The organism is Rhodococcus sp. IEGM 1354 (assembly GCF_030056855.1).
In the GTDB taxonomy this organism is placed as follows: Bacteria; Actinomycetota; Actinomycetes; order Mycobacteriales; family Mycobacteriaceae; genus Rhodococcoides.
This window is the reverse complement of the sequence record NZ_JASHKT010000001.1, coordinates 393,728-408,687: the sequence shown is the minus strand read 5'-3', so window position 1 is coordinate 408,687 and position 14,960 is coordinate 393,728. Positions and strand designations below refer to the sequence as shown.

Genomic DNA, 14,960 nt, shown 5'->3' with positions numbered 1-14,960 from the left:
TCCAATATATTTTCACCCGTGTCTGCGCAAGGGTGTTGAATATGGCCCTGGCAGGGACACACTCGAACCGGCCGGCCACGGAGTGCGACGGAGGTGACCCGAACGATGACCGATAGTGCCTCCTCGGGCCGTACCGATCAGGACGGCGTCACCCGCCTCGTCGGCTTCGAGCAGCGCCTCGACATCCGGATGTCCCTGTCACCGCTGCGTCGAGGCCGCGGCGACCCCACCTACGAGTCCACGCCGGACGGTGCCGTCTGGCGGACGTCGCGCATGAACTCCGGCCCGGTCACGTACCGATTGGTGCAGGCCTCACCGAGTAGCGTCATGGTGCGAGCCTGGGGACCCGGTGCCGACGAACTGCTCGACGCTGCCCCGGCTCTGCTCGGCCGGGACGACGACGCCTCGAGCTTCGCTCCCGAACACCCGATCCTGCGCGAGGCACACAGACAACTTCCGCACCTACGCCTCGGCCGGACCGGGCTGGTGCTCGAGGCACTGATACCGGCGATCATCGAGCAACGCGTACACGGCATTTCGGCATTCGGCTCGTGGCGATACCTGGTGAGCAAGTTCGGCGACCCCGCACCGGGCCCGACCCCGAAGACGATGTTCGTGTTCCCCACCGCCGACGTGTGGCGGCGCATCCCGTCCTGGGACTACCACCGCGCCAACGTCGACCCGGCCCGGTCGAAGACCATCGTGCGTGCCGCGCGCGCAGCCGGACGCCTGGAGGAGGCGTCGACGATGACGCCCGAGGATGCGCACCGCAGGCTGCGCGCGATCCCGGGCGTCGGCATCTGGACTGCGGCCGAGACCGCTCAGCGCGCCCTGGGGGATCCCGACGCGTTGTCCGTGGGCGACTACCACCTGGCCGCTGTGGTGGGGTGGTCGCTGTTGGGTAGACCGATCGACGACGAGGAGATGGTCGAGTATCTGCAGCCCTTGGCGCCGCATCGTCATCGCGCGATTCGGCTGCTGTACCTCAGCGGCAAGGCCACCAAGCCCAAGTTCGGGCCACGGACCGCGCTGGTGGACCACACCTGGCACTGATCCCCGCCTACTCGTACAGTCGAGTTGTTCGCCGACCTAAGGAGTACTTCGTGGTTGCCATCGGCACGTCCGATCTGGACATCTTTCCGCTCGCCCTCGGCGGGAACACCTTCGGGTGGACCAGCGACGAAGACGCGTCTTTCGACATCCTGGACGCGTTCACCTCAGGTGGTGGCAATTTCGTCGACACGGCCGACTCGTACTCGGCGTTCGCCGACGGCAACTCCGGCGGCGAATCCGAGACGATCATCGGCAAGTGGATTTCGGCCCGCGGCAACCGGGACGACGTCGTCCTCGCGACCAAGGTGAGCCAGCATCCCGAGTTCCGCGGTCTGGCACCAGACAACATTCGCGCCGCCGCGGACGCATCCCTGGCCAGACTGCAGACCGATCACATCGACGTCTACTACGCGCACTACGACGACGACGCGACGCCGTTGGTCGAGTCCCTGGCCGCGTTCGACGACTTGGTCCGGGCAGGAAAAGTTCGGCACGTCGCCATCTCGAACTACTCCCCCGCTCGGGTCCGCGAGTGGCTGAGCCTTGCGAAGGACAACGGTTTCGCGGCCCCGATCGCACTGCAACCGCACTACAACCTCGTTGCACGTCGCGACTACGAGGGTGAACTGCAGGCCCTCGCCGTCGACAACGGCCTCGGGGTGTTTCCGTACTTCTCTCTCGCCGCGGGCTTCCTGACGGGCAAGTACCGCACTCGGGAGGATCTGGCCGGTACTCAGCGTGAGCGACTGACGACGGGCTACTTCTCCGATGCAGGCTTGGCTGTGGTGCAGGGCCTGCAAGAGATCGCCGACTCCCGCTCGGCCGAGCTGTCGAGTGTGGCTCTCGCCTGGTTGCTCGCTCGACCGGGCATCACCGCACCGATCGCGAGCGCGAACTCACTCGCTCAGGTACCGGCTCTGCTCGACGCGCCGACACTGCGTCTGACCAGCCACGAGGTGGACACTCTCACCGGACTGTCCGACGCGGTGGCATAGGACACGAAAGTTGTAGTCAGCAACGGGAACAGAATCAGCTCCTACGCTGCTGACCTTCGGGTGGCCCCAGCATCGAACACATCCGTAACCAGCGCGCAGGTGACCGACACGCGCGAGAGCAGCACGTCGGCTCCCACAACCGAGCCGACGTCACGCGAGCGCCTCCGGGTGATCCTCGTACTCGGCGCGCTCATCGCCCTCGGTCCACTGACCATCGACATGTACCTGCCGGCACTTCCTGCCATCGCCGAGGATCTGAACACCCCGTCGTCTGCAGTGCAGCTCACGCTCGCGGGTACGTTGGTCGGCCTCGCGCTCGGCCAGCTGGTCATCGGGCCGCTGTCCGACATCGTCGGCCGACGACTGCCCCTCATCGTGGGCACCGGAGTGCACATCCTGGCGTCGCTCGCCTGCATCGTTGCTCCCAACATCGCCGTACTCGGCGGCCTGCGTGTGATTCAGGGCCTCGGTGCCGCAGCTGCTGCCGTGGTCGCCATGGCCATCGTCCGAGATCTGTTCAGCGGTCGCGCCGCCGCGACCGTTCTGTCTCGCCTGATGCTCGTCATGGGCGTCGCTCCGGTTCTGGCACCGTCGCTCGGCGGTGCGGTACTTCTAGTCGGTTCCTGGCGGCTCGTGTTCGCCGCGTTGGCGATCATGGGCGTGGCGTTGATGACGCTGGCAATCGTGTCGCTGCGCGAGTCCCTGCCGCCCGAGCGTCGTCGGGCCAGTGGCGTCATGCCCGTTCTACGGACCTACCGATCGCTGCTGCGGGACACGCAGTTCGTCGTCCTCGTCATGGTCGCCGCCCTGGCCATGTCGGCACTCTTCGCGTACGTCGCCGGTTCGTCGTTCGTCCTGCAGGAGGAGTTCGGCCTCGACGAGCAACAATTCGCCATCGTCTTCGCGGCCGGTGCGATCTCTCTGATCGGCGCATCCCAGCTCAACGTCCTGCTGTTGGGACGCTTCGCACCGGTGCAGATCGTCCTGTCGGCGCTGTCCTTCGGCGTCGTCGCCGGCGCGGTCATGGTCGTCCTGGCGGTCACCGAGGTCGGCGGCATGGCTGGGTTCGTCGTCCCGCTGTGGTTCGTACTCGGGGCCGTCGGGTTCGTCATGCCCAACGCGCCCGCGCTGGCGCTGTCCCGCCACGGTGAAGCGGCAGGCGGCGCAGCTGCACTACTCGGTGCCGCGCAGTTCGGGCTCGGGGCGATCGTCGCACCGATCGTCGGTGCACTGGGCAACGACGCGATCGCCGTCTCGACGACGATGGTCGCCACCTCGGCGGCAGCGCTGATCGCACTCGGGTCGGTGACCGTCCTGTCCGCACGTCGATGACCTCACTCGCGTCATCGTGTGGGCCATGGCGGTCACCCCACTAGGGTGACCGCCATGGCCGAACGCGAGCGCGACCCGCAGGGCAAGCCCCTCAACGCCCGGCCGCGCGACGGCCTCGGCCGCCCGCTGGCCCGCGGCGGCACCGGAACACCCCGGGTTCCCGACGACCTCCATCTTCCACCGGACGCCGCGCTCACCGAAGCGCAGCGATTCCTGGACGCACGTATGCCGTTTCACGCCCACGAGGTACTCGAGGGCACGTGGAAGAGCTGCGTCCCGGACGAACGCGAGCTGTGGCAGGGCCTCGCGCAACTGGCCGTCGGATTGACGCACCTGATGCGAGGAAACCGCGTAGGTGCCGCTTCGTTGCTCCGCCAAGGACACGACCGCTTGATCGGTTACGAGGTCGAGCCCCCACACCGGATCGACGTGACGGGTCTGCTCGGCTGGTCCGAGGACCTGCTCGAGGACCTGGAGACGGGAACTCTACCGACCTCACCAGGCGTTCCCGCACTGCGCCGGGCGGTGGAATCGGGATCGGACGGGGGCGTCCTGGCACACCGGCCGGACTCGAGCTAGCCTGAGGGAATTAGGTAAGGCTAGGACAATCTTCACCGGAAGTGGGGTTCCTCGGCGTGACCGTGTTCGCACCGCTGAAACTCGCCCATCGCGAGACGATCAGCCCAGCTCAGCTCGGACGTACCTTCTGCACCGAGGTCGCCGAACAGGTTCCCTATTGGGTCGCTGTCCTGACCCCGGCCGAACGTCCGCTGCAGGTCACGCCGTCTCCGCTCCGTGAGCGCACCACGGTCACGCTGCCCGTTCCCACGAACACGCACCGGCTCGACGCTCGGCTGCTCGCCGCCCTTGGATCCGCGGTGTCCACGTGGCAACGAGACAACCGCCGCGGCTCGTCGTCGGGCGTCCTGGTCGATATCGACGTCGACGACACCGGATTCGTCCATCCCGTCCGGCTCCCCGCCGTTCCGGTCGACGCCCTCACCGAATCCGCCCGCGCCTCGTACCTCGTCGACGACGTCTGCAGACGGCTGGACTCGGCACCTCACGGTGGCCGCGACTACCCGCTGACCCGGAACTACCCCGCGCTGGCCTGCCGCCCGGGAGCGCAGATTCTGTTCCGCCACGATGTATCCGAAGCCGACGCCGACCATGGCGAGCCCAGCGACTACGCCATCGACATCGCGATCGGCGAGACCGCGTCAGGGCTCGTGTCTGCCCGAGTCACGTGGTCCACGGGCATCGACGGGATGGACGAACTGGTCCGGCTGTGGGCTGCGGCAACGACGAAGCTGTCGGCAGCGCCCTCGTAACCGCCGGATCCGCTACAGGCTTTTCAGCAGCCTCACGTCGTCGTCGATTCCCTCGGCCGGAGTTTCGAGAATCACAGGTGCATCGGCGGCAAGCGCGACGGCCGTCAGAACCTCTGCGTCGATGGTTCCGGTGCCCAGGTTCGCGTGCCGGTCACGGGCGGAGTCGAACTCGTCGCGTGAATTGTTCAGATGCACCAGGTCGATTCGTCCGGTGATGGCCTTGATGCGATCGACCACGTCGATCAGGTCTTCTCCGCCGGCCCACGCATGGCAGGTGTCGAGACAGAAACCGGCACCGAACTCTCCGATCGCGTCCCACAACCGCGCGATGTCGTCGAAGCGCCGCGCCATCGCCGAGTCACCGCCCGCGGTGTTCTCGACGAAGATCGGTACGCCGAAACCACCCTGCTCGGCCTGACGCTCGAACAGCTTGCGCCAGTTGTCGATTCCCTTGGCGGTGTCCTCACCCTCCCGGACGTGACCGCCGTGCACCACCAAACCGATGGCACCGATCTCGGCAGCTGCCGCGGCCTGTTCGACGACCGCCTTGCGGGACGGGATTCGGATGCGGTTGTTCAGGCTCGCCACGTTCAGAACGTAGGACGAGTGCACCACCACATCGACGTCTCCGGTCAACAGAGCCTCACCCTGGGGGTGCGGGGTGAGCTTGTTCCACTTCTGCGGATCCGTCAGAAACATCTGAACCAGGTCGACGCCGAGCGTCTCGGCCGTGCCCAGAGGGTCGCTGCTGTCGCGGACATGTGCTCCGATGCGCATGACGCCCATCATAGGGGTCGAGTTCAGGGTCTCCCCTGATAGCGACCGGGCCGGAACACTGAAACACTGGCACCCATGAGCGACATTGCCGCACGTGCGGTCGACGTATCGAAGGTCTACGGTTCTGGCGACACCCAGGTGCACGCGCTGTCCGGGGTGAACGTCGAGTTCGCCCGCGGAGAATTCACCGCCATCATGGGCCCGTCCGGCTCGGGCAAATCCACGCTGATGCATTGCCTGGCCGGGCTGGACACGGCGTCCTCGGGCACGGTCACGATCGGTGACACCGAGCTGACGGCGTTGTCCGACAAGGAGATGACCGGGTTACGAAGGGACCGAATCGGTTTCGTTTTCCAGGCCTTCAACCTGGTGCCCACCCTGACCGCACTGGAGAACATCACTCTGCCGCTCGACATCGCCGGACGCACTCCGGACCAGCAATGGCTCGACACCGTGGTCGACCGACTGGGCCTGCGCGACCGCCTGGGTCATCGCCCGAGCGAACTCTCGGGTGGGCAGCAACAGCGCGTGGCGTGCGCCCGCGCCCTGGCCGGTCGACCCGACATCGTGTTCGGCGACGAGCCGACGGGCAACCTGGACTCCCGCTCGTCCGGTGAGGTGCTGTCGATCCTTCGCACGGCCGCAGACGAATTCGACCAGACCGTCGTCATCGTCACCCACGACCCACGAGCGGCAAGCTACGCCGACCGCGTCGTGTTCCTGGCCGACGGAGCCGTCATCGATCAGCTGAGCTCACCCACGGCCGACGCCGTACTCGAGCGGATGAAGAAGCTGGAGACGGTCCGATAATGGCGCATTCCGTCTCCACCAAACCTTCTCGACAAAAGCCGTCGGGCAATCCGATGCGCAAGGTGTCGCTGCGAAACCTTGCCGCCCACAAGGTTCGGCTGGCATTGACGGTTCTCTCCGTCGTACTCGGAACCGCGTTCGTCGCAGGCTCGTTCGTCTTCACCGACACGCTGCAGCGCACGTTCTCGTCACTGTTCGCCGACACCGCACAGGGAGCCGACGTTCGAGTCGCCCCCGAGGACTCGCGATCGAGCGGAGTACCCAACGAGGACATCGCCGCCATCTCGGCGCTACCCGGCGTGCGTGCCGTCTCCCCGTACGTGGGAGGACAACTCGTTCTGCTGGGTAAAGACGGTGCTGCAGTGCAATCCGGCGGTGCACCGACGATCGGCGAGTCCTACCTACCGGACGAGCAGCGGCTCGGCGATCCGGCGACATTCGTCGCCGGCTCGGCCCCTACCGCGCCCGGCCAGGTCGCGATCAACGCCGGCGGTGCCGATCGAGCGGGCCTGAAGGTGGGCGACGCGACCCAGGTCCTCGTGCCGTCCAAGGGGATCACCGACATCACGATCTCCGGAATCTATTCCACTGCAACAGAATCCGGTGGTTTCATCGGGATTCAGTTTGTGCAGAGTCAGGCGAACGAGTTGTTCACCGACGGTGCGCACGTGCAGTACATCGACGTCGCGGGCAACGACCTCGCCGCACAGGGTAAGACGCAGAGCGACCTCAGGGACGAGATCGCCGCCGCGTTTCCGGATCTGAAGGTGCAGACCGCTGCCGACGTCCAGGCCGAGACCAAGGCCGAGGTCGAGTCGGCACTGTCGTTCATCACGTACTTCCTGCTCGCGTTCGGTGCCATTGCACTGCTCGTCGGCACGTTCATCATCTACAACACGTTCTCGATGATCGTCGCTCAGCGGGTACGCGAACTGGCGCTGCTTCGCGCCATCGGAGCCAGCCGCGGGCAGGTCAGTCGCTCGGTCGTACTCGAAGCGATCGTCGTCGGCGTCATCGGAAGTGTGCTGGGCTTCGCCGGCGGCGTCGGACTGGCGTACGGATTGCGCGCTCTGCTCAATGCCTTCGACCTCGGACTGCCGTCGGGCCCACTCGCCCTCGAACCACGTACCGTCGTCGTCGCCTTCGCGGTGGGCATCATCGTCACCGTCCTCAGCGCCTACGCACCGGCGCGGCGAGCAGCCAAGATTCCACCGGTGGCGGCAATGCGCGAGGAGTTCGCGTCCGCTGGCGACACCCTGCGAACTCGGACGTTCGTCGGCGTGGGTCTCGGTATCGCCGGAGCTGCAGCAATAGTCATCGGCGCTCAGTCGACCGGCGGCGCTGCCGCTGCGACCGTCGGCGTCGGCGCGGTGGCAGCGATCGTGGCCACGGCTCTGGTCGCGCCGTCGCTGTCGCGGCCGATCGTCGGGGCGCTCGGTGCCGTTCTCACCCGGCCCTTCGGTGCCATCGGTCGCCTGGCCAGAACCAACTCGGTGCGCAATCCGCGGCGTACGGCAGCCACCGCGTTCGCGCTGATGCTCGGCCTCATGCTCGTCACCGTCATCGGAGTTCTCGGGTCGACGGCCAAGGCGAGTGTCGATTCGCTCGTGGACACCGGTGTCGAAGCCGACTACATACTGTCCGGGCCGCAGTCCATCGGCGTCCCGACCGGAGCCACGACGGCGGCACAGAAGGTCAGCGGTGTGGAACGAACTGCTGTGCTGCATCCGGTGTTCGTCACCATCGCCGGCGAAGAGGAATACGGCGCTGCCATCGACGGCTCCCCGGAAGGACTCCTCGACCTGTCGATGGCTCGGGGCACGTCAGACCTCGAGAGCAACGGGTTCTCGGTGTCCGAGACCGAAGCGGCCACCAAGGGCTGGGACATCGGTACCCAGGTCGTGTTCGACTCCGTCGACGGAGCTTCGGTTCCCGTGACCGTGACCGGCGTGTTCACCGACAATCCCCTGATCGGCAGTTGGATCGTCTCGGGTGACATCTACGAGAAGGTGACGCCGTCCATCACGCGGTCGGACCTGCTCGTCCTCGTGAAAGCCGCTCCCGGAACCGACCTCGACACGTTGCGCACGGACCTCGAGGCCGCAACCAAACCGTCCGTGGTGGTGCAGGTTCAGAACGTCGAGGAGTTCAAGGGCAGCCAGGGACAGCAGATCGACACTCTGCTCGCGGTGTTGTATGGACTGCTCGCCCTGGCCGTGGTCATCGCCGTACTGGGAATCGTCAATACTCTCGCCCTGTCGGTCGTCGAACGCCGACGCGAGATCGGCATGCTCAGGGCGATAGGAATGCAACGCCCGCAGGTGCGGCGCATCATCTACCTCGAGTCGCTGCTCATCGCACTCTTCGGGGCCATCGTCGGAGTCGCACTCGGCATCGCGTTCGGTTGGGGCTTCGTCCGGACCCTGCGCGACGAGGGCCTGGGCACCATGACGGTGCCGTGGGGCCAGGTCGTCGCGATGCTGGTCGGTTCCGCGGTGGTCGGCGTACTGGCTGCCTTGTGGCCTGCCGTCCGGGCCGCGCGTACCAAACCGCTGGAGGCCATCGCCGACCTCTGATCAGGGCCGACCCTGCACCGGGCATTTCGCAACGACACCGTTTCGTTACGAAATGCCCGGTTTTCGGCTTGCACGGAAAGCCAACCCGCGTCTACTTTAGTGGTGGTAAAACAGTCTTCAAGTAGGTTTGTTTTCTGCAAACGAACCTTTACCTCGCGGGTCGGGCTCGTGCAAGGAGAATCATGACGATTCAGGACACGTATGCGCCGACCCGGTCCGTGCCGACGCGCTCGGTGCCGACGCATTCCGTGCCGACGCATTCCGTGCCGATGCGGTCCGCACTCGCCCCACTGTGCCGTCCCGACGGCCGCGACACCGTCATGGCGCGCTACCGCGAGGTCGCCCGCGCGATGCCCGACGCCGTGGCGTTGTATGCGGAGGGGACGTCACTGACCTTCGACGAGCTGCTGCATCGCGTGTACTCGCAGGCGCGCAAGATCGCCGCCCTGCGCCCGGTCGATCACCGACCGCTCGCAGTCGAGGCGGACGCGTCGGTCGACTCGATCGTCCTGATGCTGGCGGTCGTCGCCGCAGGTCATCCACTGGTACCGCTGGATCCGCAACTTCCCCCCGAGCGTCGTGACCGCATCGTCGAGCAGGCGAAGGCGTCGATACTCGACTCGTCGGACGTCGACGCTGCCGTCGATTCCTGCGTTCCGCTGCCGACGGTGTCGGGCGGCCACACCGCCGTCATCAACTACACGTCCGGATCCACGGGGACACCCAAGGGCGTCGTACTCAGCCATCGCATGTGCCTGACCAAGGCATACGAGGTGTCCACCGCGCTGGGGCTGGGCACCCACGATCGCGTGGGCGATGCCCTTCCCGTCAGTTTCGGCGCGGGCCTCAACACGCTGCTCGCCGGACTGCTCAGCGGAGCTACCGTCCATTGCCGCGATCCACGATCGGGCACGGTCGACAGCATCGCAGGATGGGTGGCCGATCACTCACTCACCACACTGCACTGCTCGTCGTCGTTGCTACGCGCCCTCGCGGGTCAGGTCACCGTCCCCACGCTTCGCGTCGTCACGACGTACGGAGAATCACTGCACTCCGACGACGCGCGGCGGTTCCGCCTTGCTCCCGACAATCGCGCCACCCTCGTGAACTGGTACGCCACCACCGAAGCCGGGGCCGTCGCGTTCAGCGAACACCCTGTCGGCCGTCCGCTCCCCTCCGGCTTTCTTCCCGCGGGCAGTCCCGTCGCGGGAAAGCTAGTCGAGGTCGTTGCCGCCGACGGCTCTCCCTGCGAACCCGACGTCGTCGGCGAGGTGCGAGTCACCTCTGCGTGCCTGGCCGACGGCTATCTCGAGGACGTCGGCGTGGACTCGGAGAGATTCGCCGCCGTCGACGACGGCCTGTTCCGCTATCGCACCGGCGACCTCGGACGGTTCGATCGGGACGGAACGCTGCAGCTCTCCGGGCGCATCGACGACGCAGTGAAGGTACGCGGCTACCTCGTCGAACCGGCGGAGGTGGAGGCGGCTCTGCGCGCGTTGCCGAACATCGACGATGCGGTGGTGATCGGTAGGAGATCCGGCACCGACACCGACCTCGTCGCCTACATCTGCTCCGGCCGAGCCGTTCGCGCGTCACAGGCCGCTATCCGGGCAGACCTGCGCCGCACCCTCCCGGAGTGGATGGTGCCGACCCATATCGTCGCGCTCGACGCCCTGCCGCGAAACGAACGCGGCAAGATCGACCGCCGAGCGCTGCCCGAGCCGGCCGACCGGCGCGTCGAGCGCACTGCGGTCGGACCCACCGAATTCATCGTCGCGGAGGCCGCTCGTACTGCGCTCGGACTGGACGCCATCGGGCGGGACGAGGACTTCCTCGAACTCGGCGGCAACTCGCTGAGCATGACGGCGATGCTCGCGCAACTGCGCGAAAGCCTGAAGATCGATCTCGATCCACAGGACGTGTTCGCGTCGACCACCGTGCGGACGCTGGCGACCACCGTCGACGATCGGCTTCGTGATGCTGCCGCCGCCCGTCGGCGCACGTCCGGTGTCCACGACGTTCTGGTCCCGCTGCGCACTGGGGGGACCGGAGATCCGATCTTCCTCATCGGTGGTGCCGGGGTGGGCGCGATGGCGTTTCTCGATCTCGTCAAGCACCTCGACGCGGACCGACCGGTGTATGCCCTACAGGCGCACGGCCGAGGCAAGCGCGGGCGACCGGACCGAACCATCAGAGCCACCGCGAAACGGTATGTCGACGCGATGCGCACGGTGGCACCGGAAGGTCCGTTCCATCTGGTCGGCCACTCGCTCGGCGGCTGGATCGCCATCGCGATGGCAGAGGTGATCCGAGATTCCGGTATCGGTACTGCACATCTGCTGCTTCTCGACACCCGACTGTTCCGTCATCTCCTGGACCGCCTTCCCGGAGGAGCCGCTGTCCCGTCGGCACCGCCGGCGCAGACCAGGGAAGACGCCGGCTTCCATCTCGGTCGGGTCGGAACGGCCGCACTGTGGATACGTATGCAATTCGCCGGGCTGCTGCGGTATCCGACGACCATGGAATGGTTGGTGTTCGCGAGCATCGGGTACGTGGCGTTGAACACGCATGTGCCGACTCCGTGGTCGGGGTCGATGACTGTGGTTCGCACCGACGACAACGTCAAGGACCTGCGGTCGTGGCAAGCAGTTGCTCACGGCGAGCTGACATTCGTCGATATTGCTGGCAATCACGCCAACATGTTGCGCGGACCGATGGCGAAGGAACTGGCCGAGATCATCGACGACACCGTCGACAGCGCGCGCTGACGGGGCGTCTCACTCGCGACGGTCTGTCGCGGTGGCGGCACAGCTTGTACGTTTGTGCCGGACGGCTGATCAGCCGAGCCACCGGCCCGAACCGAGACAGGGAGGTCGACCATGAGCGCATCGTACGAACTGCAGTCGGTGGAACTACACAAGGACGTCCTGCGGTACGTCGACATCGGCGACGGACCGCCCGTGATTCTGGTTCACGGGCTGCTCGGATCGCACATGTCCTGGGGCACGCAGATCGAACGGCTGTCGGCGGAGTATCGGGTGATAGCACCCGACCTGTTCGGACACGGTGACTCCGACAAGCCGTCCGGCGACTATTCGCTCAGTTCGCACTCGGCCACCATTCGGGACCTGATGGAGTACCTCGACATCGACTCCGCGCCGCTGGTGGGCCACTCGCTCGGCGGCGGCATCGTCATGCAGATGACGTACCTGTTTCCCGAGCGAGTCGATCGCCTCGTACTGGTCAGCAGCGGCGGGCTCGGCCCGGAGGTGAGCTTGTTGCTCAAGGCCGCGACGCTGCCCGGCAGCGAACTGGTGCTTCCGATGTTGGCCTCGGACTGGTTCCGCAAGAACACCGAGGGAGCGCTGGCACAGTTGGGCAAGTGGGGGCTTCCGGTGAAGCCCGGACCCAGCATGGCCGAGACGTGGCGTTCGTTCCGCTCGGTCGCCGACCGGTCGACGCGAGAGGCATTTCTGGCGTCGACTCGGGCCGTCGTCGGCCCCCGCGGCCAAACCGTCAGCGCCAAGCAGCATTTCGAGAAGTTCGAGTCCATTCCGTCGCTGCTGATCTGGGGCGGCAAAGATCGCATGATTCCCGCCAAGCACGCTGACAACATCCGACGCGAGGTGCCCAACAGTCACGTGGAGATCTTCCCGGACGCCGGCCACTTCCCCCAGCTCGACGAGCCGGACTTCTTCTTCCGGCTGCTGGACGAGTTCTTGGCTGCCAACACCGACTCGAGTGACGCGGACAGCGGCGCGCCGACGGAGATCACCCCGGCAGTCATGCCGTTGCAGCGCCCGTGAGCGTCATCCCGATGTTCCCCCTCGGCAGCGTGTTGCTTCCCGGAGAACGGCTGCCGTTGCACATCTTCGAGCCGCGGTATCAAGCGCTGGTACAGGACTGTCTGAAGAAGGACGATCCCAGTTTCGGTGTGGTCCTCATCGCCCGTGGGCACGAGGCAGGTGGCGGCGACGTCCGACACGACGTGGCCACGCTGGCCCACATCATCGGCCACGAGGCCATCGGCGACGGCAGGTATCTGCTCGAATGCGTCGGTGGTGAACGGATTCGGATCGACGCCTGGCTACCGGACGACCCGTATCCACTGGCCGACGTCCGCCCGTGGCCCGACGCAGACGTCGACGCCGTCATCGCCGATACGCAGTTCGCCGCCACCTGGGCCAAAGTGGAGGATCTCTACGAGCTGATCGGTCGACTCGAATCCGCCGAGGAAATCGTGACGCCGGGTGTGCCGGACTTCTTGAGCCTGCCGATTTCGGCGGCCGAGAAGATCTGGTCGTTGGCCTCGCTGATTCCGATGGGGCAGTCCGACCGACTCGACATCCTCTCGGCACCGGATGCCCCGTCACGCTTGAAGGCGCTCGACGACGCAATCGAAAACGTCACGGCCGTCGTGCAATTCAGACTTCAGCCCTGACGAGACCGGGACCAGGCCAACCCAGAAAAGAGATCAGGCCCAGCACCATAGGTGCTGGGCCTGATCTTTGTAGTAGCGGGGACAGGATTTGAACCTGCGACCTCTGGGTTATGAGCCCAGCGAGCTACCGAGCTGCTCCACCCCGCGTCGGGTGATACCAACGGTACATGCCGTCGCGGCAGACTCCCAATCGCCAGGTCAACGCTCTACGGTTCTTTCATGCCCACCGAGTCGTCACCCATCCTGTCCTTTCCACACCGGTCCGTCGCACAGATCACGCTGAGCAACCCTCCGGTGAACGCCCTGACCCGGCCTGCGACGCGACGGCTGCGGGCGATTCTTCGCGAACTGGCCGAGAACTCCACCGTCCGGGCGGTCGTGCTGACCGGCGACCGGATGTTCAGTGCAGGTTCGGACATCTCCGAAATGCCCGGGATGCAGGCGGCAGGCGACGTCCTCGAAAGCAAGAGCAACGTCGAGAACGCGACCCTCGAATTGCTGGCCGACCTACCGCTGCCGACGGTCGCAGCAATCGACGGATTCGCCCTGGGCGGTGGACTCGAGATGGCGCTGTGCTGCGATCTCGTCGTTGCCGACGCGGGTGCCCGCCTCGGCATGCCCGAGATCGATCTCGGGCTCGTCCCCAGCAGTGGCGGGACCATGCGTGCGTTACGGCGCGTGGGTCAGTCGCGCGCAGCCGAACTCGTCTTGCTCGGCGAGCCCATCTCTGCCGAGACCGCACTGGAGTGGGGTCTGATCAATCGAGTGGCTCCCCGCGGTGGGTCCTTGTCGGTGGCACTGGACCTGGCGCGCGTGCTGGCCGCCAAGTCCCGCTCGGCCGTGCACGCGAACAAACGAGCTCTCGCGCTCACGTTCGGGCAGTCACCGCACGAACCGGCACGACGGGCACTGCCGGTGTTCGAGGAAGCCTTCGAGTCGGCCGACGGCCGAGAGGGCGTACGGGCTTTCCTCGCCAAGGAGTCACCGAACTTTCGATAGCCGGGCCCGCGCGAGAAGTGCTGCGCCGGTGACGATCTCCCATCCGATGATGGTGTAGACGGAAATACGCTCGAACGCTCCGCCGCCGAGAATGCCGGTATCGGCGAGAAACAGTGCGAAACCGGCCAGCCCCGCAACACCGGCCGCGACACTGGCCGTCGTGTACCAGCGAGGTGCGCCGACGCGGCCGCCGTACCGGCCTGCAGCCAGGAGCACCAGGTTTCCACCGATGATCGCCATACCCGCGCCCGCTGCATGCGGAGTCGATGCTCCGTCGACCGAAGCATGCGCGAGCCCGACCACGATGCTGCCGACGCCGTGCACGACCGACGTGCCCAGCACGATCCAGCGCGCTCGACCCTCGAACAACACCGACAGCCCCAGACCCGCCAGGGCGAACAGAGCCCCGTCCACCACGAAGCCGGTGTTCATCACAGTGTGCAGCGGCGACAGATCAGGGATGCCGAGGTCGCTGATGTTGTTGCGCGCGTAGCTGTACGGTCGGTCGGTCCAGCCGCGCGCCGAGATGACTTCGGCTGCGAGGTAGGTACACCCACCGACGAGAAACGCCGCGGCGGCCAGAACTGTGGATCGCTTCACCACTGCAGTATTCACCGCCCGATACCCGATGGGTCATTCCGCAGGC

General features: G+C 66.3%; 13 protein-coding genes and 1 tRNA gene. 11 read left to right on the top strand and 3 right to left on the bottom strand.

The genetic code is table 11. The annotated features are described in order from the left end of the window. Positions 1-105 precede the first annotated feature (105 nt). The 5 genes from QM588_RS02110 to QM588_RS02090 all read left to right on the top strand — a co-directional run bounded on the left by QM588_RS02110 (position 106) and on the right by QM588_RS02090 (position 4,711). Positions 106-1,053: a DNA-3-methyladenine glycosylase family protein gene (locus tag QM588_RS02110; protein ID WP_283311135.1), complete on the top strand. Its 948-nt coding sequence runs from the start codon at positions 106-108 to the stop codon at positions 1,051-1,053. A 50-nt stretch (positions 1,054-1,103) separates the two neighbouring features. Then, positions 1,104-2,048 (top strand): aldo/keto reductase, encoded by a 945-nt coding sequence (locus QM588_RS02105; protein ID WP_283311134.1) that lies wholly within the window; start codon positions 1,104-1,106, stop codon positions 2,046-2,048. 99 nt (positions 2,049-2,147) lie between these two features. After that, on the top strand, positions 2,148-3,380 hold the full coding sequence (locus tag QM588_RS02100; RefSeq protein WP_032373511.1) for a multidrug effflux MFS transporter: 1,233 nt from the start codon (positions 2,148-2,150) through the stop codon (positions 3,378-3,380). A 54-nt stretch (positions 3,381-3,434) separates the two neighbouring features. Continuing rightward, a complete protein-coding gene (locus QM588_RS02095) occupies positions 3,435-3,959 on the top strand; it encodes a DUF309 domain-containing protein (RefSeq protein WP_283311132.1) in 525 nt (174 codons plus the stop codon). 56 nt (positions 3,960-4,015) lie between these two features. Then, on the top strand, positions 4,016-4,711 hold the full coding sequence (locus tag QM588_RS02090) for a hypothetical protein (RefSeq protein WP_283311129.1): 696 nt from the start codon (positions 4,016-4,018) through the stop codon (positions 4,709-4,711). 12 nt (positions 4,712-4,723) lie between these two features. Here the strand turns inward: QM588_RS02090 and QM588_RS02085 are convergent, their stop codons facing one another. Continuing rightward, positions 4,724-5,488, bottom strand: a complete 765-nt coding sequence (locus QM588_RS02085; RefSeq protein WP_283311128.1) for a deoxyribonuclease IV — start codon at positions 5,486-5,488, stop codon at positions 4,724-4,726. A 75-nt stretch (positions 5,489-5,563) separates the two neighbouring features. Between QM588_RS02085 and QM588_RS02080 the strand changes: the two genes are divergently transcribed. The 5 genes from QM588_RS02080 to QM588_RS02060 all read left to right on the top strand — a co-directional run bounded on the left by QM588_RS02080 (position 5,564) and on the right by QM588_RS02060 (position 13,315). Further along, positions 5,564-6,298 carry an ABC transporter ATP-binding protein gene (locus QM588_RS02080; RefSeq protein WP_283311124.1) on the top strand — a complete coding sequence of 245 codons (735 nt, stop codon included), beginning with the start codon at positions 5,564-5,566 and terminating at the stop codon, positions 6,296-6,298. Positions 6,299-6,351: 53 nt separating this feature from the next. Further along, complete coding sequence (locus tag QM588_RS02075) at positions 6,352-8,874, top strand: ABC transporter permease (RefSeq protein WP_283311784.1); 2,523 nt, start codon at positions 6,352-6,354, stop codon at positions 8,872-8,874. A 182-nt stretch (positions 8,875-9,056) separates the two neighbouring features. Beyond that, positions 9,057-11,642, top strand: a complete 2,586-nt coding sequence (locus tag QM588_RS02070) for an alpha/beta fold hydrolase (RefSeq protein ID WP_283311123.1) — start codon at positions 9,057-9,059, stop codon at positions 11,640-11,642. A gap of 111 nt (positions 11,643-11,753) precedes the next feature. Continuing rightward, positions 11,754-12,680 (top strand): alpha/beta fold hydrolase, encoded by a 927-nt coding sequence (locus QM588_RS02065; RefSeq protein WP_283311121.1) that lies wholly within the window; start codon positions 11,754-11,756, stop codon positions 12,678-12,680. Next, positions 12,677-13,315, top strand: coding sequence for an LON peptidase substrate-binding domain-containing protein (locus QM588_RS02060; RefSeq protein ID WP_283311120.1), 639 nt, complete (start codon positions 12,677-12,679; stop codon positions 13,313-13,315). The genes QM588_RS02065 and QM588_RS02060 overlap by 4 nt, the downstream gene beginning before the upstream one ends. A 73-nt stretch (positions 13,316-13,388) precedes the next feature. Here the strand turns inward: QM588_RS02060 and QM588_RS02055 are convergent. Further along, positions 13,389-13,462: transfer RNA gene (locus tag QM588_RS02055), tRNA-Met, on the bottom strand. A 72-nt stretch (positions 13,463-13,534) separates the two neighbouring features. Here QM588_RS02055 and QM588_RS02050 point away from each other — a divergent pair. Next, complete coding sequence (locus QM588_RS02050) at positions 13,535-14,314, top strand: enoyl-CoA hydratase/isomerase family protein (protein ID WP_283311119.1); 780 nt, start codon at positions 13,535-13,537, stop codon at positions 14,312-14,314. Here the strand turns inward: QM588_RS02050 and QM588_RS02045 are convergent. Next, positions 14,297-14,914: a DUF998 domain-containing protein gene (locus tag QM588_RS02045; protein WP_283311118.1), complete on the bottom strand. Its 618-nt coding sequence runs from the start codon at positions 14,912-14,914 to the stop codon at positions 14,297-14,299. The two genes, QM588_RS02050 and QM588_RS02045, sit on opposite strands and share 18 nt — an antisense overlap. Positions 14,915-14,960: the final 46 nt, after the last annotated feature.

What these genes read in the sequence shown, in the direction of transcription:
- QM588_RS02110 (WP_283311135.1), top strand. Translation starts at nt 106, where the DNA reads ATGACCGATAGTGCCTCCTCGGGCCGTACCGATCAGGACGGCGTCACC.
- QM588_RS02095 (WP_283311132.1), top strand. Translation starts at nt 3,435, where the DNA reads ATGGCCGAACGCGAGCGCGACCCGCAGGGCAAGCCCCTCAACGCCCGG.
- QM588_RS02085 (WP_283311128.1), bottom strand. Translation starts at nt 5,488, where the DNA reads ATGCGCATCGGAGCACATGTCCGCGACAGCAGCGACCCTCTGGGCACG.
- QM588_RS02080 (WP_283311124.1), top strand. Translation starts at nt 5,564, where the DNA reads ATGAGCGACATTGCCGCACGTGCGGTCGACGTATCGAAGGTCTACGGT.
- QM588_RS02075 (WP_283311784.1), top strand. Translation starts at nt 6,352, where the DNA reads ATGCGCAAGGTGTCGCTGCGAAACCTTGCCGCCCACAAGGTTCGGCTG.
- QM588_RS02070 (WP_283311123.1), top strand. Translation starts at nt 9,057, where the DNA reads ATGACGATTCAGGACACGTATGCGCCGACCCGGTCCGTGCCGACGCGC.
- QM588_RS02065 (WP_283311121.1), top strand. Translation starts at nt 11,754, where the DNA reads ATGAGCGCATCGTACGAACTGCAGTCGGTGGAACTACACAAGGACGTC.
- QM588_RS02050 (WP_283311119.1), top strand. Translation starts at nt 13,535, where the DNA reads ATGCCCACCGAGTCGTCACCCATCCTGTCCTTTCCACACCGGTCCGTC.